Origin of the sequence: Pseudaminobacter salicylatoxidans, assembly GCF_003148475.1 — a bacterium.
In the GTDB taxonomy this organism is placed as follows: Bacteria; Pseudomonadota; Alphaproteobacteria; order Rhizobiales; family Rhizobiaceae; genus Pseudaminobacter; species Pseudaminobacter salicylatoxidans.
This window is the reverse complement of sequence record NZ_QGGG01000029.1, coordinates 1-21,031: the sequence shown is the minus strand read 5'-3', so window position 1 is coordinate 21,031 and position 21,031 is coordinate 1. Positions and strand designations below refer to the sequence as shown.

Below are 21,031 nucleotides of genomic sequence, written 5' to 3'. Positions count from 1 at the left end.
TCTAACGCCAAACAATTGGGACGATGCTACACGCCAAGAGAGACTGCGCATTGGATGAGGCAGATGGCTTTTTGAACGTATCGGACGTTGCTGTCGCGAATTCCACCGGACAAATCGGCTGATCCACCTGGCAGCCGGAGAGCACGAACTGCATCAAGGCGAGGGAAGGTCTTGTCGCGTTGCTCAGGGCGGTTCGCAACTGCGATGGCAGGGCCCGACGGTGCGCTCAGGCTTGTTTCAGAGATGTGCGTCGCAACTCATTCGGCCGTTCCCGCGCGTCAGCCAAGCGCTCGAACGTCATTGATCCCGTACCCTTCGCCGACGCCGGTAAGCGTGGGGGGATTCCTTGTAGATCACCTTGAACCATCGGTTGAAATGCGCGGAATCGGCGAAGCCGCACTCGTGCGATATCTGTGTGATGCTGCGGTCGGAATTGAGCAGAAGCCAGTGACCATGTGCCATCCTGATCTTGCGCCAGGTTTCCGATGGGCTCGTATTGCCGTGCTTCTTGAATAATCGGCACAGTTCGCGTTCAGAGCAGCCAACTTTCCTTGCGAGTTCACTGACAGGGTAGGGCGTCGTAATATGGCGTTCCATCATCTCGACCGCGGTTTCCACTTTCCGGTTTCCGCATGCCGCCAGATGACCATGCGGGCGGTAGTGGAAGCGTCGCGCAGATCGGTGATTGTCAATTAGGAGGGAACTCAAGCCCTTTACCGCACGGGCTTTGCCGCAATGGGTGTCGATGAGGTGGAATGCCAGGTCCAGTGCCGACGTTCCGCCCGGGGAGGTCAGGACTTCCCGGTCGTTGACATACATCTCACCCGATACGGGTACTGCGGACGGATAGAGTGTCCTGAACTCGGAAATATGCTCGGTATGGATGGCGCAGCGCCGGTTATCGAGTAGCCCGATATCCGCCAGGATGAAACTGCCGGTGCAAAGCCCGACGATTGAAATCCCCTTATCGTGGGCGGCGCGGATATACTGGCGGGCACGTTTGCTCAAACCCAGGCAATGGGGCAACAATCCACCCACCACGACCACGTAGTTCAAGGTTCCGAAGTCGCCGAATGTCTCTTGCGGCATGATTTCTGCGCCGCAACTCGCGGTCAAGGGCGTGTGGCAATCATCGGCGACGATCTTCCAGCTGCAGTAGATCTGGCGGCTGAAGTCTGCCTCATCCGCGGCATGTCGAAGGCTATCGATGAAAGCCGCAAATGGAAGCAGCGTGAACATCGGGCATAGAATGAATGCCACACGAATGTCTGGCTCGATGCCGACAAGCTCGGGCGGCGTCTCACGAGGAAATCTGTGGTCCAAATTCATTTTCATGGATCGTGCCGGCCTGATGCACTCGTCTCATCCCGGGCGTCCTAATGTATGACCCCAGGCCCGAGGACGTCAGCTTTAGACGGTTTGTCTTCCTCGTGCAATCATTGGTCTTTTTTGTTCAAGTTTGGGGTGGATTCAGCGCATAGCTTTCTCTTGCAGGGCTGTGTGCGTCAAGTTTGCATAAGACGTTTTTGAGGGGCAGGCGGACGCCCCAAGGAAGCTTCCCCGGAAAAGATTAGTCATATGGAACTGTTCAGCCGGCATCGTTTTTCGAACCTTGGGTCTGTGGATACTGTCTGAACGTCTGGAAGTTCCGATTGAAGGTCAACTCGAATGAAAATCACCTCTATCAAGACGACACCTCTGCTGGTTCCCTATTCAAAACCCTATCATTGGGCTCAAGGCGTTATCGAGGGGGCAGGGGTCGTCCTCGTTGAAGTGCACACCGATGAGGGGATCGTCGGTTACGGCGAATCCGTCTCCACCCCGTCGGCCGAGGCGATCGTAGCCTATCTGAAGCACGCCGCCCAGGTTTGCATAAACCGCAGCCCCTTCCAAAATGCCCGGCTGATGGCCGACGCCTACCACGCTCTTTTCCAGGCGTTTGGTACATGCAGCAGTCCTCGGTTCGGTGGCCGGGTTCTTGCAGGCTTGGAGATGGCCCTCTGGGACGTTGCAGGCAAGGCAGTGGGGCGCCCGGCTCATGAACTGATGGGTGGTGCGGTTCACGATGAAATCTCTTATTTCGGATTCGCCCAGGGCGACACGGCGGAGGAAGTGGCGGCGGACGCTTCTGAACTGGCGGCTGCGGGGTTCGAGGTGATCTACTTCAAGGTTGGGCGTGGCGATGGGCTCGACATCGAGACGACGAAGGCAGTCCGGACAGCGATCGGGCCAGACAAGCGCATTCGTGTCGATCCGAACGAACAGTGGAACCCGATTCACGCAGGGCGCATGATCCGTAAACTCATGGAGTACGATGTGGAGGCGGTGGAGCAGCCGACACATTGTGAAAGTGTGGCGGCATTGGCCCAGGTTCGGGCGAGCAGTCCGATCGCTATCTCGGCCGACCAAGTCGTTTTCACGCATTTCGACGCATATGACGTGTGCAGGCAATCGGCAGCCGATCTCATCGTGATCGGCCTGCATGAGACCGGCGGGCTTACCGGTCTGGCAAAAGTCGCACATATTGCAGAGGCGGCGGACATCAACATCTGTCTGCACGGCCTCTACGAGACGGGGATCACCACCTGCGCGGCAAACCAGGTCGCGGCAACCATCCCCAACCTTGATGACGCCAATCAGCACATGAACCGTTTTCTTGCATGGGACATCGTCAAGGCACCTGACCTCCGCCCGATCAACGGACGTTTACCCGTGTTGAAGGGCGCGGGCCTCGGCTTCCAGATAGACTGGGACAATGTCGAGCGTGCCAAACAGGCCCATCTGAACTCTGCGTCGATCCTATGACCTGGAAAGACTATTCACTGGGCAGCCTGCTGCGCGGCGCGGCAGGTGGCAATCGACACTGGCGGCAGGCCTGGCGATCGCCGGAACCGAAATCACATTATGATGTGGTCATCATCGGCGGTGGCGGTCACGGTCTTGCGACCGCCTACTACCTTGCCAAAACCTACGGCATCACCAATGTGGCGTTGATCGAAAAAGGATGGATCGGCGGCGGCAACACCGGCCGCAACACGACCAATGTTCGCTCGGATTACATGTTTCCCGAGAGTGCTGCCGTCTACGACCTTGCGCTGAGCCTCTATGAGGGCCTCGCCAGGGACATCAATTTCAACATCATGCTGTCGCAGCGTGGCTGGCTCACGCTGATCCACAATCAGCATCAGATGGAAGCGGCTCAGCACAAGGCGAACTGGCTGGCCTGCAATGGTGTGGATGGCGAGATCATTGATGTGCATTCCGTGCAGCGCATGCTGCCATTGCTGAACACTGGTCCGGGTGCGCGCTATCCTGTCCTTGGCGCCTTCCTGCAAAAGCGCGGCGGCACGATCCGCCACGATGCGGTTGCGTGGGGCTTTGCCCGCGCCGCCGATCGGCTTGGCGTTGACATCGTCCAGAACTGCGAGGTGCTCGGTTTTGAACAAAGTGGCGGACGCATCACGTCGGTGACGACGAGCCGCGGCAGGATCGGCTGCCGCAAAATCGGCGTCGCGGTGGCGGGGCATTCGAGCATGATCGCAGACATGGCGGGTTTTCGCCTGCCTGTGACCAGCCGTTGCCTTCAGGCGATGGTGTCTGAGCCGATCAAGCCGATCCTCGATCACGTGGTCATTTCACCGGGAACCGGCGTTTACATCAACCAGACCCAGAAGGGTGAACTGGTGATGGGCGGCGTTCTGGACCTGTATCAATCATACGGCCAGCGCGGTACCTTCCCGACGATAGAGAAGGTCGTGACGTCGGCGGTGGAAATGTTCCCCGCCTTCGCGCAGGCCAGGCTGATGCGGCATTGGGCAGGCATCGTCGATATCGTCCCGGACAGTTCACCGATCATCGGTCAGACACCGGTCGCCAACATGTTCATCAATTGCGGATGGGGAACCGGCGGGTTCAAGGCCATCCCTGCAGGGGGGATGTTGCTGGCGCATTCCCTGGCAAAGGAAGCTCCGCATCCATTGGCCGAGAAGTTCGGACTGGATCGCTTTCGCAGCAATCGTCTCGTCGATGAAGGCGCTGCCGCCGGCATCGCCCACTAAGTGGTAACCTCATGATCGTCATTCGATGCCCTTACTGCAATGAGCAGCGGACCGAAGAAGAATTGTCTTACGGTGGCGAGGCAAACATTGTGCGCGCCATTGAGCCGGATACCCTCTCCGATACCGAATGGACCGACTACCTGTTCATGCGCAACAATCCCAAGGGGTTGCTTCAGGAGCAGTGGTGCTGTGCTGCCGGGTGTGGCCAATGGTTCAAGATCGAGCGCCACACGGTCACGCATGAGATCACCGAAGTAATCCGCTTCGATCAGCAATTCTCCTGCAAGAAAGACTCATGAAGTGACTTCCGCGAAGCATGGATACCGGCTTGCCGCCGGGGGTGTCATCGATCGTCAGCGCGCGGTCTCCTTCTCCTACAACGGAGACCATCTCAGGGGATATGCAGGAGACACGCTGGCCTCGGCGCTGATCGCAAACGGGGTAGGCGTCATCGGACGCAGCTTTAAATATCACCGCCCACGCGGCTTCTACGGCACCGGCATGGAAGATCCGAATTCGATGCTGGCGGTGCGCGATGCATATGGGTTCGAGCCTGCCATCCGTGCTGGTCAAGTGCGTCTGTCTGAAGGTCTGGAGGCCTGCTCGGTGACCGGCTGGCCGTCGCCTGAGTTCGACGTGGCAGCCATTGCTCAGCTCGCCTCAAATGTCCTCGGCGCGGGTTTCTACTATAAGACGATGATGTGGCCGAACTGGCGGCTTTTTGAGCCATTCATTCGCCGGTCCACCGGTTTTGGCCGCCTGGACAGTGCAATATCGAGGCGCGAGATGCATCATCGCCACGAAGTTGCCGACGTGCTTGTCATTGGTGGTGGGCCAGCCGGGTTGACCGCGGCAAGGCAGCTTGCGCACAGTGGCCTGAAGATTGTCTTGGTCGATGATCAGCCCCGGCTTGGGGGCGCGCTCTTGTGGGAAGCGGTTTCCTTCGATGGCGTACCTGCAAGTGAGTGGGTGGACAGGACCGTTGATGCGTTGAAGGCGGACGCGAATGTCACGATCCTGACATCGACGATGGCGACTGCCGCTTATGAGGACAACGCATTTACGCTGGTCGAGCAGCGTGCCGACGAGCACGGCGTGCGCGCCGAACATCACTGGAAGCTGCGTGCCGCCAATGTCGTGCTGGCGACGGGAATGGTCGACCGGCCTCTGCTGTTCGCAGACAACGACCGCCCTGGTATCATGCTAGGCTCCTCGGTTCGTCGGCTGATTGGGGAGTTCGGCGTTGCTCCGGCGGACCGACTTACGGTCTATACCAACAACGACAGTGGCTACCTGACGGCGATCGCCGCGCGGAAGGCCGGCATCGACGTGCCGGTTCTCGTTGATACGCGACCGCAGGGCCAGGCTATCCATGCAGCCGCGGCCGAGCAGTCTGGTGTTCGCTGCGTTTTCGACAGCCAGATCGAGGGGACGTCCGGCTACAAGCACCTGAAGGCTGTGACAGTTCGCGGCAGCAGCACTGTCGAGAGCATTCGATGCAGTGGCCTGGCCGTCTCCGGCGGCTGGACGCCGCTGATCCAGCTCGCCGGACATCGTGGTGTGAAACCGGTTTATCAGGAGCGGGAGAGCATGTTCGTTGTTCGCGCTGCTCCGCCGGGATGGCACGTCATTGGCGGCGCCGCGGGCTCGCTTCACCTCACGACTACATTGGCACAGGCGCGCGCCGCGGCCAGCGCAATCGGCAGTGATCGCGGTGTCCCTATGGAGCAGGGTGCTGACGTGTCGGTCGATTGCATGTCCTACGGTTCGATCTCCCCCCAGTGGATTCCGGACTGTGGGGCCAGATCCAGGATGTGGGTCGATTTCCAGAATGATGTGAAGGTGTCAGACCTCGACCTGGCTGCACGTGAAAACTACGTCTCCGTCGAGCATTTGAAGCGCTACACCACCTTGGGTATGGGTACCGACCAGGGACGGACCTCGAATATCAATGGCCTGGCCGTAATGGCCGGCTTGACCGACAGGACGATAAATGCAGTCGGCACTACGACGTTCCGCCCACCCTATTCGGCAGTACGGATGGGCACGATCGCAAACCGGCGGGACGGCGACCTGCATCAGCCGCGCCGCTATCTGCCCGCCCATGCCATCCATGAAAAACTCGGAGGGGTCCTCGAGGATTTCGGGTGGGAACGTCCGGACTGGTACCGCAGCAATGGCGCGGACCGTGAAAGCGCGGTTGAAGCCGAGATGGTTGCCGTGCGCAATCATGTCGGCGTGTTCGATGGCTCGTCGCTGGGCAAGATTGAGGTGACAGGGCCGGACGCGGGGTTGTTCCTGAGCCGCTTCTATGTCTCCAACATGGCCACGCTGAAGCCCGGCGGCGTGCGGTATTCGGTCATGCTGAAGGAAGACGGCGTGATATTCGATGATGGTGTCGTCGCATGCCTCGGCCCCAATCACTTCCTCGCCGGCCCCACATCAGGCAATGCCGAGGCTGTTGCCGGCTGGTTCGAACAGTGGCGCCAGACGGAATGGCCGACAATGAGGGTAGCCGTCGCCCCCGTGACAGCGAATTGGGCGTCGATCGCAATCGCGGGACCGTGTGCACGCGATCTGCTGGCCCGGTTGGAACCGGATTTCGACATCTCTCCCGAAGTGTTCAGGCATATGCAGGTTCGCGAGGGCCACGTCGCAGGCGTGCCGGCGCGCGTCGCCAGGGTCAGCTTCACGGGGGAATTGCAATACGAGGTTTCAGTTCCGTCACGCTACGCGGCCTCGTTGCTGAATACCCTTCTCGAACGGGGCAGCGGGCTGACGCCGCGTGCCGTCGGCATGGAGGCATGGCTGCGGCTACGATTGGAAAAAGGCTATATCCATCTTGGTTCCGACACCAATGGCCGCACCACGCCGTTGGATATCGGCATGGGAGGTATCGTCGCCAAGCGGAAGGACGATTTCCTGGGCAAGCGTTCGCTGTCTCTGGCCTTCGCGACCAGCGAAGAGCGTGAGCAGCTTGTTGGCGTAGAAGCGATCGGCGGCACGCTGCAGGCAGGTGGTCGCATCCTGGCGAGCGGCCATGAGCGCACGCCGTGCCCGAGCGAAGGGTACATAACATCCGCATGCTTCAGCCCGTCGCTTGGCAAATCGATCGGACTGGCACTCGTCGTTCGCGGGAATGAACGCAAGGGCGAAACGGTCTCGGTTTTTAGCGACGGCTCGATCATTCGGTGCCGCCTCACCAGTCCGACGTTTTACGATGCCGAGAACAAGAGGCTGAACACATGAGGCTTGAGGCTCAAACAGTCTTTGGAACGTCGTTGGACCCGGCGGTGCCTGGGGCAATCTTTACGTCCCCGAGCGCAACCCTGCGCGAGCGATCCGATATCGGATGCATTCTTTTAAGCGCTGCCATCGACGGCAATGGCATTCTTGATGCTGCTGGAGAAGCGGTGGGCGTTGAACTTCCTGCAACAGCCGGTGCGTACAAGACTCAGGAAGCGCGCTTCGCGCTTATGCTCTCGCCCCGGTCGTGGATTGTCCAATGCAACATCGACGAGGAGACGGCATTGGTCGGGCGGGTCAACGCGACATTCGCTGACAGGACCATCAATGCGTCGCGGTTCAGCGACTATCTGTGCTGGTTCGAACTTTGCGGCCCTGATGGCACGCTTCTGTTAAAGGAGGGGGGCTTCTTGTCGCTCGAACGGGATGGCTTTCGCGTCGGCCATGCCAAGCGTACCCTCATAGCTAAAGTGACCGCGGTTCTGATCCGACTGGATGATCAAGCCTGGCTGATCGGAATAGAACGCAGCCGTGCGCGCTATTTCGCGGACTGGTTGATTTCCTGCGCCTGCTTGGACAGATAAAGCTCCTCTCAATACGAAGCGTCCATAAGACGACGATTGGCTTCGCCGGTGGTCGCCGTCGCTGGTCATGACTCTTCCGGGAAACCGTTGAAACCTGCGCCGATGGTCGGGCTGGGTTCATGTGAATGGGCTCAGACCGGCCAATAGCTTGGATGTGGCTCATCGACAACGAATGAGAACCTATGTATGCCGTCGCAACAATGCCGAGTTGTCCGATTTATTCAAAATGTCAACCTATCCATTCAATATCTGTACGGCCTTCTCCAGCAATATCATTCCAACCGGATTTTAGTGGAGGAGAAGGAAACTATGAGGATTAACCCCAAGATCGCGAGCCGAGCTTCTACACTGGGGGTGGCGGCGGCCGCCATAGCGCTTCTGGCAACAACGCCCGCTGCACTAGCGCAAAAGGTGTGCGACGGTGCGGAACTGGTAACCCCGGGCAAGCTGACGGTCGCCTACAATGGCGATATGCCGGGAACCGGAACCAGGGATGGGAAGCTGATCGGTATCGATGGCGACATCATGACTCTCGTTGCCGAGAAGCTGGGCCTTGAGGTCGAGCCGGCGCTGATGGAATGGGCTGCCGAGATCGAGTCGGTGAAATCGCGTCGTGTCGATATCATGCACGGCATGATGGGCTGGACGCTTCCCAGAACGGAGGTGATCAGCATGACCGATCCGATCTATTTTGCTGGTTCTTTGATGACCCAGAGGAAGGGTGCCAACATCACCAAGCTCGATCAGTTGAAGGACAAGCGCATCGCAACCGTTCAGGGTTTCGCGCAGGTCCCCGAACTGAAGATGATCAACCCGGACGTTAAGCTTTACGAGACCGGCGATGCCGCGATCCGCGACCTGGTCGCTGGCCGCGTCGACGTCCTCTTCCTCGATCCGCCGATGATGCAGTACATCTCGATACAGCAGCCAGAATTGAACATCGAGTCAATTCCGGTCACCGATCCCTATGATCCGAAAATGCCCATCATCACCGGCAAGTTCCAGATCCTGTTCGGTATGTCCAGGGAAGCGCCGAAACTGGAGCAGTGCATTAACGAGGCGATCGCCGAGATATGGAACACATGTTCCAACTATAAGCTGGCTTCGGAGTACGGCTTCACCGACAAATTCTGGTTTACGCCATCAGGGGACAATCCGCGCCTTGGTGTCGATCGTCCTGAGGATTGGCAATACCCACAACTTGCCGGCTGCGAATAAGCGCGTGGTCGGCTGTCTCTGGCGCCTGGCGCCAGAGACAGCCGAGGTCCAGCGGACCAATCAACGAAACAGGCCCAGTCGGATTTGGTTTCCCGGGTGCAGCCGCAGGCTGTTGTGCAGGCAGGCAAAAACTGGACCCGAGTGCCCGGATGGCCCCCCTTTTCCAGAGGCGTTTGCAGATATGGCTGAAACGAAAACTCTTCTGAAGATCGAAGGCCTGCGAAAGCATTTCGGCGCGCTGAATGTCTTGAACGGGGTTGATCTAAGCCTCGGTCAGAGCAAGAAGCTTGTCCTGATTGGCCCGAGCGGTTCCGGCAAGACAACGCTGCTGCGCTGTATAAACCATCTGGAAGTGCCAAACGCTGGTCACATCTACCTTGACGGTGAACTGATAGGAGAGGAGCGGCGGGGCGACAGGATTCTGCGGGCAAGTGCCAGCAAGCTGGCTTCCCAGCGTCGCGAAATGGGTTTCGTTTTCCAGAATTTCTATCTGTGGCCGCATCTGACAGTCCTCGAGAACGTGGCTTTGGGGCCTTGGCGCGTGCAGAGGCTTGCCCGCAAGGATGCGATGACGCTTGCCGAGACGATGCTGGAAAAGGTCCATATGGCGCACAAACGCAACGAATATCCTGAGCGCCTGTCAGGTGGACAACAGCAGCGCATCGGTATTGCGCGTGCCCTTGCCCAGCAGCCGAAAGTGATGCTTTTCGATGAGCCGACATCGGCTCTGGACCCCGAACTGGTGGGAGAGGTTCTGGGCGTGATCCAGGAACTGGCCGCCGAAGGCCGATCGATGGTCATGGTGACACATGAAATCCGGTTCGCCCGCGATGTTGCCGATGAGATTGTTTTCATGGATGGCGGGGTCGTGGTCGAGAGCGGTTCGCCTGCTGAAGTCATCGACAATCCCCGTCATGAGCGCACGCAGCGCTTTCTTGGACAATTGCGGGTAGGCTGAACGATGTTCATGGACAGCCTCGCCTATATAGGCTCGCGCGCGCCGGTCTATCTCGAAGTCCTGCTTCAGGGGGCCGGCGTCACGGTGATGATCACCGCGGGTAGCTTTCTGATGGCCGTGTTTATCGGTCTTACGCTGGCTATCCTCAAGACGTACAGGCTTTCGATCGTGAACGCCCTTATCAACGTCTACGTCGAGCTATTCCGCGGAATTCCGGCGCTGACACTGCTTTTCATCTGCTATTTCGGGTTGACCTATGTCGGAACCCGGCTCAATCCATTGCCGGCGGCGATCATCGGCCTGGGGCTGAGTGGCGGTGCCTATTGCACCGAAATCTTCCGGTCCGGGATCTCGGCCCTTCATCATGGCCAGCGCGAAGCGGCGGCGGCGGTGGGCATGAAGCCGTTCATGACCATGCGCTATATCATCCTTCCGCAGGCTTTGCGGATAACCCTGCCGCCGCTAGGCAACTACGCCGTCGGCCTCATCAAGGATACGGCCGTCGCGTCTGCCGTTGCTGCTCCGGAGATATTGTTCCGCGCGCGTAACCTCACCACTGAAACGTTCGATACTGCGTTTATCTACCTTCTGGTAGCATGCCTCTATTTCTGCATGACATTCCCGATAGCCCGGTGGGTCGACCATCTGGAGAAGAAGAAAGCTTCCCAGTCATGATAGGATTATTGTCAGATTTTCAGTCGTTTCTTGCGGTCTATCCGCAGAAGTGGCCATCCTGGTCGTATGATATTACGCGTGCGGTCGTCGTCACTTTGAAGATCACAGCCGGGGCGTTCGCGCTGGGGCTGGTAATCGGCCTGGTCGTGGCGATCGGCCGGCTAAGCCCCCGCAAAAGCGTCAGGCGGATGGCGACCGTTTATGTCGAGATCACTCGGGGCGTTCCTTCGCTGGTGATATTGTTCCTGCTGTATTTCGGGCTGGTTCCACTTGGAATTGCACTCGACGCCGTTCCCGCGGCAATCCTTGGCCTGGGGATCAGTTCGGGAGGCTATATCGCCGAAATCTTCAGGGCGGGTATCGAGGCGACACATCGTGGTCAACGCGAGGCGGGACTCACTGTCGGCATGTCCTCCTTCCAGATCTATCGCTTCATCATCATCCCGCAGGCGACACGCATCGCTCTGCCGCCGCTAGTCAACATGTTGATAACGGTGCTGAAGGATAGCTCGTTGGCTTCGCTCATTTCCGCTCCGGAAATCATGCTTCGTGCAAAGGACATCAGTTCGACGGATTTTCTGCCGTTGCATATCTTCCTTCTTGTAGGCGTCATCTACTGCCTGCTTGCGCTTCCGCTATCGCTTGTTGCGCGCGTGATGGAGCGCAAGATGTTCGCGGGCCTCGGTGCGCGCCTCTAGACGGAACGGCGATGGAGCGAAGGAGCGCGATCTTTTCAGTTATCGCCATGAGTGGGGAATGTGCTATCGGCCTTGATCAGCATGGTGTACATTTCCAGGATAGTGGAAGGATCTTATGGCGACGGAGGCTGCCAACACCCCTGAAATCGGGCCGGCGATACAAGAGCAGCGTAAGGCCAGGCGGCTGACACTCGAGCAATTGGCCGCCCGGTCCGGAGTGTCGAAGTCGATGCTGTCCCAGATCGAACGCGGCAAGGCCAACCCGACCTTTGCCGTTCTCTGGAGCCTGACGCGTGCCCTGAAAATCGAGTTTTCCGATCTGTTAGAGGGGCGTACACCCCCCGGTGACGACAGCGCCATAGAGGTCGTTCCAGCTTCCCACACCCCTGAGATCAAGAATGCCGATGGCTCCTGCGTCCTGCGAATCCTGAGCCCGCCGAACCTGGCCGGAAGGATCGAGTGGTATGGTCTCGAAATCGCCGCCGGAGGCATTCTGGACAGCGCGCCGCATGCCCCGGGCGCGTTCGAGCATCTTACGGCCTTTACTCCGGGGCTTGAGGTATCAAGCGGCGATTCGTGCAGGTCGATCGGGGCCGGAGAGACCGCGCGCTACCCGGCGGACGTGCCGCACCGGATCGCCAATGTCTCTTCGGAGCCAGCGAAAGGGCTGTTGATCGTCCTTTACAACTGACCGTCAGCTTTAGGCTTGACTATTTTCCTGTATAATGGAATTCCATTATACTAAACGGAGGATAGTTATGTCAGCGGAATTCCTGCGCCATCTGGAAGGCGTGCTCGCGCAGATAGATGCCGACGGGCTTTATAAGCATGAACGACTGATCGCGGGGCCGCAAGGCGGGCGCATAGAGGTTGCCTCCGGTGAGACGAGGCGCCCGGTTATCAATCTTTGCGCCAACAACTACCTTGGACTTGCTGACCACCCCGAGATCATAGCCGCGGCCAAGTCCGGCCTCGACGCGTTCGGCTTCGGCATGGCCTCGGTGCGCTTCATTTGCGGTACCCAGACCCTGCATCGGGAGTTGGAACTGGCGGTCGCACGCTACCTTGGCAAGGAAGACGCAATTCTTTTTGCTGCCTGCTTTGACGCCAACGGCGGTGTTTTCGAGCCGCTCATGGGGCCGGAAGACGCCATAATATCGGACGGGCTGAACCATGCCTCCATCATCGACGGCGTGCGATTGAGCAAGGCGCGCCGCTACCGTTTCGGGAATGGCGACCTAGATGAGCTGGAGGACCGACTCAGGGAGGCCGAAAAGGACGGCGCGCGTTTCAAGATGATCGCCACCGACGGCGTCTTCTCGATGGACGGATATGTGGCCCAGCTTCCCGGGATATGCGACCTGGCGGAGCGCTATGGTGCGGTCGTTATGGTGGATGATTGCCACGCAACCGGTCATCTGGGCGAGAAGGGGCGCGGCACGCCTGCACTGACCGGAGTCAACGACCGGGTCGGTATCGTCACCGGCACATTCGGCAAGAGCCTGGGCGGCGCAATGGGCGGCTTTGTCGCCGCAGCAAAACCTGTAATCGACCTGCTGCGCCAGCGCGCGCGGCCCTACCTGTTTTCCAATAGTCTGGCGCCCGCGATCGCTGCCGGTTCGCTCAAGGCGCTCGAGATCGCTGAACAGGCCGACGACAGGCGCGCGCGGCTTGCACGCCATGCGAAGGTGTTCAGAAATGGCCTCGTCAAGGCTGGGTTCGAACTCCTTCCGGGTGAAACTCCGATCATTCCCGTCATGCTCTACGATGCGGTGCTGGCCCAGGAAATGGCCAGGGCACTCGATGAGCGCGGCGTCTATGTCGCCGGCTTCTTCTTTCCGGTGGTGCCGAAAGGGAAAGCGCGCATACGCACCCAGATGTCGGCGGGATTGTCTGACGCTGACGTACAGTTCGCCGTCGACGCATTCGTCGACGCAGGGAAGGCGCTGGGCGTCATCTGACAGCTATTGAAAGGGGCAGCTTTATGAAGGCACTTGTGAAGACGAAGGATGAACCTGGTTTGTGGTTCAGAGACGAGCCGGTACCGATGATAGCCGACGATGAAGTCTTGATCCGGGTGAACAAGACCGGCATTTGCGGCACGGACTCGCATATCTACGTCTGGGACGAATGGGCCAGAAAGACCGTTCCGGTTCCAATGGTCGTCGGCCACGAATATGCTGGCGAGATCGTCGAACTGGGCTCGGCCACCAAGGGGTTGCATCTCGGCCAGCGCGTTTCGGGGGAGGGGCACGTTATCGGCATGCAGAGCAGGGCGGCTCGTGGTGGCCGCTTTCACCTCGACCCGCAGACGCGCGGGATCGGCGTCAACATTCCTGGCGCTTTCGCCGAATATGTAAAAATCCCGGCCTTCAACGTTGTTCCCCTGCCGGATGAAATTGATGACGAGATCGGCGCCATCCTGGACCCGCTCGGCAATGCGGTCCACACCGCCCTTTCATTCGACCTGATCGGCGAGGATGTCCTTATCACCGGCGCTGGTCCGATCGGCATCATGGGCGCTGCGGTGGCCCGCCATGTCGGTGCGCGTCATGTTGTCGTCACGGACATAAACCCGACTCGTCTGGCGCTTGCCGGCGAAGTCGCCGATGTTGTGCCGGTCAACGTGTCGATGGAAGACCTCGCGTCTGTCAAGGCGCGCCTTGGCATCAAGGAAGGGTTCGACGTCGGCCTGGAAATGAGCGGTGCGCCGGCGGCTTTCGAGCAGATGACGGAGCATCTGGTGATGGGCGGCAAGATTGCCATGCTGGGCATTCCCTCTCGCCCCTCGACGGTCGACTGGACCAGGCTGGTGTTCAAGATGCTGACGGTCAAGGGCATCTACGGTCGTGAGATGTTCGAGACCTGGCACAAGATGCTCGCTATGCTGCAGACGGGCCTGGACATACGAAAAGTGATCACTCACAGATTGTCAGTGGGGGACTATGTGCAGGGATTCGAGATCATGAAGAGCGGCAATTGCGGCAAGGTCGTTCTGGACTGGACACGCTGATCGAACGGGGCCGTCCGAGGATGATCCTTCGGATGGTCTACTTGGGCGGCCACGCTACTCGACATCGAAGCGGCGTTTGTAGGCGCGCTTGCGCTCTTCGTTTAGCGGCCTGCCAGTGAAGACGAAGACATATTCGCTGGAGTAGTCCAGCCTGACCGCAAGGGGTTCGCGGATATTGGCTTCGTAGTAGCCGATCTGCATATTGTAGAGGATGCGTGCGCGAATAAGCGCTTCGCGGGACGCATAACCTGATTTCAGGAAGGCCGCCGCGATCGCATTCGTGCGCACCTCGTCTGCCTGCGCAACAGCGAGGTTGACTTCGGGCGACCGTCTTGCCCAGTCGCGCACGGCAGCATCCAGATGCGGCGCGAAGGGTTCGTCCTTCATCCACATTTCGAAAAGTGCCAGAACCACGTCGATAATGTCATCCAACGGCTTGATCTGCGCCAACATCATGGATGTGCAGTGCTCGCTCCAGTAAGCTAGGATCTCTTCCAGAAGATGGGCGCGGTTCCTGAAATGCCAGTAGAAGCTGCCGCGAGTGACCCCGAGACGCTGCGCTATGGGCTCGACCATGACGGCGTCGATGCCCTCTTCGGAAAACAGCTGGACCGCCGCGTCGATCCAGTCCTGCCGATCCAGCCGGCTCGACATGCTGTCGCCGGACTTGTTTTTGTTCCGCTGCTTTGGCGTCAAGGCTTATCCCGTTAGTTCGCAGCCATGCCCGCATGCTTGGATGCCGATCGCCGTTCCGGCGCGGCGTGAAACCGTTATTCCAATACACCGCATGGCAGAGGATTGGCAAACTGACTGCAAAACGTAGTAGAGAGTGGCAGTCAGGCCGCCACTCCCAAGGTTTAGAATCCCGGCGTAGGGAGTGTTAGCTGCGCATCTTCTTTCCTTCCGGATCGATCGCGCAGCGCTCAAGCAGCCTTGCCGGTCGACGGTCGCCAAGGACGTGAACCTCCAGCGGCGTCTGGCCGTCAAAGGCTCCGGCGCTGAGATAGCCCATCGCCAGGCTCGTCCCGGCGCAATGGCCATAACCGCCCGAAGTCGTGAAGCCGACCATCTTGTCGCCGTACCAGATTGGCTCGTAGCCCCAGCAATCAGCTTTATCCGTATCAATGGAAAGCGTTATCAGCCTTCGCTTTGGGGAGTTGGCTTCCTTTTCACGCAGGGCGGCATCGCGGCCGATGAAGTCTGGCTTGTCGTAGGCGACGAATCTGCTCATTCCCGATTCCAGCGCCGTGTAGTCGCGAGAGAATTCGCGCGACCAGATGCCGAAGGATTTTTCCAGCCTGAGCGACATCAGTGCATAGACGCCGAAATCGCGCAAGCCGAGATCGGCGCCCGCCTCATGGAGGCGGTCGTGGAGTGTCGTCACATAGGCGGAAGGCACGACAATCTCGTAGCCCAGTTCGCCTGTCACGGAAAGCCTGCCGATGATGGCAGGGGCAAAGCCGACATCTGCGAGCCTGACACCCATGAAGCTGAACGCCTTGTTGTCCAGATTTTCGCCTGTAATGCGTTGCAGGATTTCACGTGACCTTGGACCCGCAATCGAGAAGCCACCATACGCATCCGAGCAATTGCGGACGTGGACGCCTTCGGCCGGCATGTGATTGGCAAACCAGCGCATGTGCCATGCCTGGAGATAGCCGGAGCCGAATATCATATAGCGGTCTTCGGCGAGGGCCCAGATCGTGAGATCTCCCATCAGCCGCCCAGTGGCCGACAGCATGGGAGCAAGGCGGGCCCGGCCGGGGTTTGGAACGGCGCAGGCGGTAATCCAGTTGAGCCAGGCTTTCGCTCCGGGGCCGGTCACCTCGTATTTGGAGAATGAGGTAAGCTCGAAAAGTCCGGCATTCTCGCGAACATTGCGGGCTTCCTCGCCCACGACCGGAAAAGCATTGGAGCGACGGAAGCTGCCAGTCTCGGATGGCTTTGTGCCATCCGTGCTGAAATACATTGGCGTTTCAAGTCCATACGAGACCGAGAAGACGGCCTTGTCCTTCTGGCGTTCGTAGAGCGGCGAGGTTTTCAGGGGGCGCGCCGCAGGCCATGTTTCGTTCGGATAGGCTATCCGGAAGCGTCTTTCGTAGAATTCCTTTGACTTCTCGGTGACGTAGCCAGTCGTCGCGTAATCGCCGTAACGCGCGACATCCATCGCGAAGATGTCGAATTCCGGTTCGCCGTTGATCATCCACTGTGCCAGTGCGAGACCGACACCGCCCCCTTGGGCAAAGCCCGCCATGACACCGCAGGCCGCCCAGTAGTTCCGCACTCCCGGAACCGGGCCTACGAGCGGATTGCCGTCTGGCGTGAAAGTGAAGGGGCCGTTGATGATGCGCTTGATGCCCGCAGCCGCAACTTCCGGGAAGCGCTGGAAGCCGACCGAGAGGGCATCGGTCAGACGATCGAGCTCGGGGACCAGCAATTCGTCTTCCGCATAATCCCACGGCGTTCCGTCAAGCGCCCATGGCTTTGCCGGTGTCTCGTATACGCCGAGCTGGATACCCTTACCCTCCTGACGAAGGTACATCTCGCCATCGAGATCAAGAATCAGCGGGATTTCGCGCTCCATCGCTTCGAGGGCCGGCAGGGCCTCCGTGATCAGGTAGTGGTGCTCCATTGGGACCAGGGGCAGATGCACGCCTGCCATTGCACCCACCTCACGCGCCCATAGACCTGCGGCATTGACCACGTGCTCGGCAACGATGGTGCCCTTGTCCGTGCTCACGTCCCAACCACCATCCGCACGCTGTGCCAGAGCCTCGACCTTGGTATGTCGATAGATTTCCGCGCCGTATGTTCTCGCGGCTTTCGCATAGGCATGCGTCGTGCCGGAAGGATCGAGATGGCCTTCCTTGGGGTCGAAGAGCCCGCCCACGATCGTGGATGTATCCATGATCGGGCAGAGCTTCTTGATTTCATCCGGGCCGATAAGTTCGGACTTGATTCCGAGAACCTTGTGACGTGCGGCTTCCGCGCGCAGGAATTCCCAGCGGCTTTGCGTGGCTGCGGTGTTGATGCCGCCGGCCAGATGGAGGCCGATATCCTGGCCGGAAGTCTCCTGAATCTCGCTGAACAGGTTCAGCGTGTATGCCTGCAGCGCGGAGATGTTGGCATCCTCGTTGACGGCGTGGACATTCCCGGCAGCGTGCCAGGACGAGCCTGCAGTCAGCTCCTTTCGCTCGATCAGAACGATGTCCGTCCAGCCGAATTTCGCCAGATGGAACAAAATGCTGCAGCCGATAACGCCGCCACCGATAACAACTACTTTTGCGTGTGTCTTCATTTCCCGAAATACCCTGACATAACAACCCTTCCTCGGTGGGAAGCCCATGCGGACAAACAGCAAGGTACTTCCATACACATGCGTATGGTATATTTCCATACGCATGTGTATGGAAGGGGGTGCCGAAATCCTGGGGCGATTTTTTTGGGAAACCGTACCTTCTTGCCTGCGCGCGCAAGGCCAGCCGTGGTCAGCTTCTTCCGCGCTGGTGAAGACAGGCTCAGCGTGCCATCGGCCAAGATGGTTGGAGACGGCGATGCCGCGAGTCGCGCGGCGATGTTTCGATGAATGAGAATACCAGAGCCGTGGGGCACTTGAGGCTGCCGGTCAAAAGGAGGACAGGAGCAAGGGGTGGCGGTGATGTCTAACCCAGGGGTGCCGAGCAAGATATCGACTGATCCCACTATCCTTGCAGCAGTGTCCTTCGCTGCAAGCGTTACATGTGCGGCGGTATGGATTCGAATTTGCTCTAGAATGCTCTAGAATCAGAAGTTTTTCGGTGAGGCAAATGATGGCGAAGATTTCAGTTCCAACCCTTGAGCACCTGAAGAATGCCTATACGGTCACGTCACAGGCAACCCAGGTCACTCCGCTCCTGGAATCTGCCGCGCTTGCCCGGCAAACAGGGGCAGCACGGGTTTTTGTCAAGCCTGAGTCACTGCAGTGGGCGGGTTCCTTCAAGGTTCGCGGTGCCCATTGGCGTTTGAAGCAGCTTTCGCCGCAAGAGGCGAAGCGCGGGGTCGTTGCCTATTCCTCGGGTAATTTCGCGCAAGGGCTGGCCGCCGCCGGCCAGTCGCTTGGTATTCCGGTCACAATCGTTATGCCGATCGATGCGCCGGTGGCAAAGCGCGATGCGACGGCTGGTTATGGCGCTGCTGTCGTGCTGACCGATCACGGCGAGCGCGCCCGCGAGGAAGTGGCGTCGGAGCGGGCAAGGCAGATCGCTGCGGAACAAGGCCTTACCCTGCTCCACCCGTTTGATGACCCGGAGGTCGTCGCGGGCCAAGCCGGTGCCGGCCTTGAGGCGCTCGATCAGCTTGCCGCTAAGGGTGCCAGCGCCGATATGCTGTTTTGCGCCGTCGGGGGTGGTGGTCTCATCGGAGGTGTCTCTTTGGCATTTCACTATCTGTCGCCTCAAACGCGCGTGATTGGTGTCGAACCGGAGGGTTTCAATGGCATGGGAACCTCGCTCGCCCATGGCGAGATCGAAACCATGCCGCTCGCAGCGAACTCGATTTGCGATGGGTTGATGGCGCGCGCGCCCGGTCAAGCTCCCTTTGCCGCGGTGAGGGCTGCGGGCGTGTGCGGGCTCACCGTCACTGATGCGTCGGTTCGGCGGGCAATGAAAATTGCATTCGAGCGGATGAAACTTGTTCTCGAGCCATCGGGCGCTGCTTCGCTTGCCGCCCTTATGGAGGGCGGCCTCGATGTTTCGGGCAAGACGATCCTGGTGGTCGCAACCGGCGGTAATGTTTCTCTTGATGATTTCATCAGACATATCGCCGATACTTGAGGCGACATCGTAAAATTAGCGACCACGCTGACCGGCGAAGGGCCAAAAGCCGGGCGTACTCATCCTGCGGTGGCCTGGCCGACTGCTCATCCTGAAAGTCGTAAACCTCTTCCCCAGACTTAAGGATTGGCGCCGGATCGCAACTCGTTACCGTTAGTTAGGCAGGGTAACAACCAGCGGGCCGTTGCGCGTGGCGACGACGGTGTGCTCATATTGAACCGTGGGCGCTAACGGATCGCTGAAGAGAGTCCATGGATCATCCCCATCCTTTGCCCAATCGGCTCCGATCGACAGGAAGGGTTCGATCGTAAAAACCAGACCGTCGTTCATCATTCTGTGCTCCGATGGGTCAGACCATGTCGCGATCTCTTTCGGCTCCTCATGCAACGAGTGCCCGACGCCATGGCTGGCGAGGTTTTGCACCAGAGTGTAGCGGTTCTTGCGAGCGAATTCCTCGATGGCATAGCCGATGCGCGCCAGCGGTCTGCCGGCTCCGACCTGCCTGATACCCGTCCACATCGCGCGCCGCCCGTCGCGGCAGAGCCGTCCGATCGCGGCGGCCGCAGGCGGGACAGCAAAGGACGCGCCGGTATCGGCGAATATCCCGTCCTTTTCCGCCGACACGTCAATGTTGATCAGGTCACCGCGTTCAATTTGCCGGCCGCCGGGTATCCCGTGGGCAATTTCCTCGTTGACGCTGATGCAGGTTGCACCGGGAAAGCGATAGCAAAGTTCCGGCCCCGGCCGCGCGCCTTCCTGTTCGAGAAGTCCACGGCCGATGGCGTCGAGTTCGGCTGTCGTCATTCCAGGTTCGACGACGGCACCCATGGCCTTCAAAGTATTGGCAACGATCCGGCCTATTTCTTTCAACCTGATCAGGTCATCTTCATTCGAAATCGTCATTTTATACTTCCACTACCAATCCTGGTGATTCACGTTAGTATTTATTCTCCATCGTGAGTGCTTCTCGTTCAATCCCTGGTCCGTCGGCGTCGGGGGCGGGCATGGGAAGATGTTCGATGATGGGCCGTGCAAAATAGTAGCCTTGCATCAGATTTACACCAAGGGCGCGTAGTGCGTCCATTTCCTGCCGCGTTTCGATCCCCTCCGCGATGATTGCGATATGCAGTCGGCTACAAACGTCGTGAATAGCCGACATTATCGAGCGCCGCCTGATATCCGTGTCGATCCCCCTGATCAGGCTCATGTCGATCTTCAGGATGTCGGGACTGATCTCCAGCAGGGCGGCAATGCAATTGTAACCTGCCCCGAAATCGTCATAGGCGATCAGGGAACCACGGCTCTTGCATACGCTGATCTCGTCTTTTGCACGGCTTAGATCATCGATCGCCCTATGCTCCGAGATTTCAAAGATCAGTTTCTCCTCGGGAAAACCACTGGTACGCGCGGCGTCAAGCGTCGAGATCAGTCCATGACTGGCGTGTCCGACAGCTTCCGACGAGATATTCACGCTCAAATGGGAAGAGAGTTTGAGACGCTGTGCCAGCTCTACGGCGCGCTTGCGACAGCTTGAGTCGAATGCCTGGAAATCTTTTGTGCGGGCCTCAGCCAGTATCTTCGAGGCACCTTCACCGTTCAGCCCCCGGACCAGTGCCTCGTAGGCAAAGGGTCGCGATTCCGAGGCAACGTCCACGATGGGTTGAAACGCTATCGTTGAGAGCGGCGGTGCAAAAACCGGCCACGGTAGCGGCGGGATAGTCCGGCCGCGGGCGGAGTAAAATCCGGCCACCTATTTCCCTTCTGCATTGA

Annotated in this window: 18 protein-coding genes; 13 read left to right on the top strand and 5 right to left on the bottom strand. The window is 59.0% G+C overall.

Going from position 1 to position 21,031, the window contains the following annotated elements; all coding sequences use genetic code 11:
• Nucleotides 1-297: 297 nt before the first annotated feature.
• The gene (locus tag C7441_RS23305) at nucleotides 298-1,335 is read right to left on the bottom strand and encodes a GlxA family transcriptional regulator (protein ID WP_109614924.1); all 1,038 of its coding nucleotides are present in this window, start codon (nucleotides 1,333-1,335) and stop codon (nucleotides 298-300) included.
• 333 nt (nucleotides 1,336-1,668) lie between these two features.
• Between C7441_RS23305 and C7441_RS23300 the strand changes: the two genes are divergently transcribed.
• The 12 genes from C7441_RS23300 (at nucleotide 1,669) to tdh (ending at nucleotide 14,450) form a co-directional block, all read left to right on the top strand.
• The gene (locus C7441_RS23300) at nucleotides 1,669-2,805 is read left to right on the top strand and encodes a mandelate racemase/muconate lactonizing enzyme family protein (protein ID WP_109614923.1); all 1,137 of its coding nucleotides are present in this window, start codon (nucleotides 1,669-1,671) and stop codon (nucleotides 2,803-2,805) included.
• Nucleotides 2,802-4,058 (top strand): sarcosine oxidase subunit beta family protein, encoded by a 1,257-nt coding sequence (locus C7441_RS23295; RefSeq protein ID WP_109614922.1) that lies wholly within the window; start codon nucleotides 2,802-2,804, stop codon nucleotides 4,056-4,058. Before C7441_RS23300 ends, C7441_RS23295 begins: the two co-directional genes overlap by 4 nt.
• 11 nt (nucleotides 4,059-4,069) lie before the next feature.
• Nucleotides 4,070-4,357 carry a sarcosine oxidase subunit delta gene (locus tag C7441_RS23290; RefSeq protein ID WP_109614921.1) on the top strand — a complete coding sequence of 96 codons (288 nt, stop codon included), beginning with the start codon at nucleotides 4,070-4,072 and terminating at the stop codon, nucleotides 4,355-4,357.
• Between the two features lies 1 nt (nucleotide 4,358).
• Nucleotides 4,359-7,307 carry an FAD-dependent oxidoreductase gene (locus tag C7441_RS23285; RefSeq protein WP_109614920.1) on the top strand — a complete coding sequence of 983 codons (2,949 nt, stop codon included), beginning with the start codon at nucleotides 4,359-4,361 and terminating at the stop codon, nucleotides 7,305-7,307.
• The gene (locus C7441_RS23280) at nucleotides 7,304-7,888 is read left to right on the top strand and encodes a sarcosine oxidase subunit gamma family protein (protein WP_109614919.1); all 585 of its coding nucleotides are present in this window, start codon (nucleotides 7,304-7,306) and stop codon (nucleotides 7,886-7,888) included. The genes C7441_RS23285 and C7441_RS23280 overlap by 4 nt, the downstream gene beginning before the upstream one ends.
• 186 nt (nucleotides 7,889-8,074) lie before the next feature.
• Nucleotides 8,075-9,106, top strand: coding sequence for a substrate-binding periplasmic protein (locus tag C7441_RS23275; protein ID WP_109614918.1), 1,032 nt, complete (start codon nucleotides 8,075-8,077; stop codon nucleotides 9,104-9,106).
• 181 nt (nucleotides 9,107-9,287) lie between these two features.
• Complete coding sequence (locus tag C7441_RS23270; protein ID WP_170125247.1) at nucleotides 9,288-10,064, top strand: amino acid ABC transporter ATP-binding protein; 777 nt, start codon at nucleotides 9,288-9,290, stop codon at nucleotides 10,062-10,064.
• Nucleotides 10,065-10,073: 9 nt separating this feature from the next.
• On the top strand, nucleotides 10,074-10,739 hold the full coding sequence (locus tag C7441_RS23265) for an amino acid ABC transporter permease (RefSeq protein WP_244916244.1): 666 nt from the start codon (nucleotides 10,074-10,076) through the stop codon (nucleotides 10,737-10,739).
• Nucleotides 10,697-11,437, top strand: coding sequence for an amino acid ABC transporter permease (locus tag C7441_RS23260; RefSeq protein ID WP_170125246.1), 741 nt, complete (start codon nucleotides 10,697-10,699; stop codon nucleotides 11,435-11,437). The genes C7441_RS23265 and C7441_RS23260 overlap by 43 nt, the downstream gene beginning before the upstream one ends.
• Nucleotides 11,438-11,552: 115 nt before the next feature.
• Nucleotides 11,553-12,128: a helix-turn-helix domain-containing protein gene (locus C7441_RS23255; RefSeq protein ID WP_109614915.1), complete on the top strand. Its 576-nt coding sequence runs from the start codon at nucleotides 11,553-11,555 to the stop codon at nucleotides 12,126-12,128.
• A gap of 67 nt (nucleotides 12,129-12,195) precedes the next feature.
• Entirely contained in the window at nucleotides 12,196-13,398 is a 1,203-nt protein-coding gene (locus C7441_RS23250; protein WP_109614914.1) for a glycine C-acetyltransferase, read from the top strand.
• A gap of 23 nt (nucleotides 13,399-13,421) precedes the next feature.
• Nucleotides 13,422-14,450, top strand: coding sequence for an L-threonine 3-dehydrogenase (gene tdh, locus C7441_RS23245; RefSeq protein ID WP_109614913.1), 1,029 nt, complete (start codon nucleotides 13,422-13,424; stop codon nucleotides 14,448-14,450).
• A gap of 54 nt (nucleotides 14,451-14,504) precedes the next feature.
• Here tdh and C7441_RS23240 read toward each other — a convergent pair whose 3' ends face one another.
• Nucleotides 14,505-15,146 (bottom strand): TetR/AcrR family transcriptional regulator, encoded by a 642-nt coding sequence (locus tag C7441_RS23240; protein WP_109614912.1) that lies wholly within the window; start codon nucleotides 15,144-15,146, stop codon nucleotides 14,505-14,507.
• A 184-nt stretch (nucleotides 15,147-15,330) separates the two neighbouring features.
• Nucleotides 15,331-17,748 (bottom strand): GcvT family protein, encoded by a 2,418-nt coding sequence (locus C7441_RS23235; RefSeq protein ID WP_109614911.1) that lies wholly within the window; start codon nucleotides 17,746-17,748, stop codon nucleotides 15,331-15,333.
• Between the two features lie 508 nt (nucleotides 17,749-18,256).
• Here C7441_RS23235 and C7441_RS23230 point away from each other — a divergent pair.
• Entirely contained in the window at nucleotides 18,257-19,261 is a 1,005-nt protein-coding gene (locus C7441_RS23230) for a threonine/serine dehydratase family protein (RefSeq protein WP_170125244.1), read from the top strand.
• A 153-nt stretch (nucleotides 19,262-19,414) separates the two neighbouring features.
• Here C7441_RS23230 and map read toward each other — a convergent pair whose 3' ends face one another.
• Both map and C7441_RS23220 read right to left on the bottom strand, forming a co-directional pair.
• The gene (map, locus tag C7441_RS23225; RefSeq protein WP_109614910.1) at nucleotides 19,415-20,164 is read right to left on the bottom strand and encodes a type I methionyl aminopeptidase; all 750 of its coding nucleotides are present in this window, start codon (nucleotides 20,162-20,164) and stop codon (nucleotides 19,415-19,417) included.
• A gap of 34 nt (nucleotides 20,165-20,198) precedes the next feature.
• A complete protein-coding gene (locus C7441_RS23220; protein WP_210205698.1) occupies nucleotides 20,199-21,011 on the bottom strand; it encodes an EAL domain-containing protein in 813 nt (270 codons plus the stop codon).
• Nucleotides 21,012-21,031 lie beyond the last annotated feature (20 nt).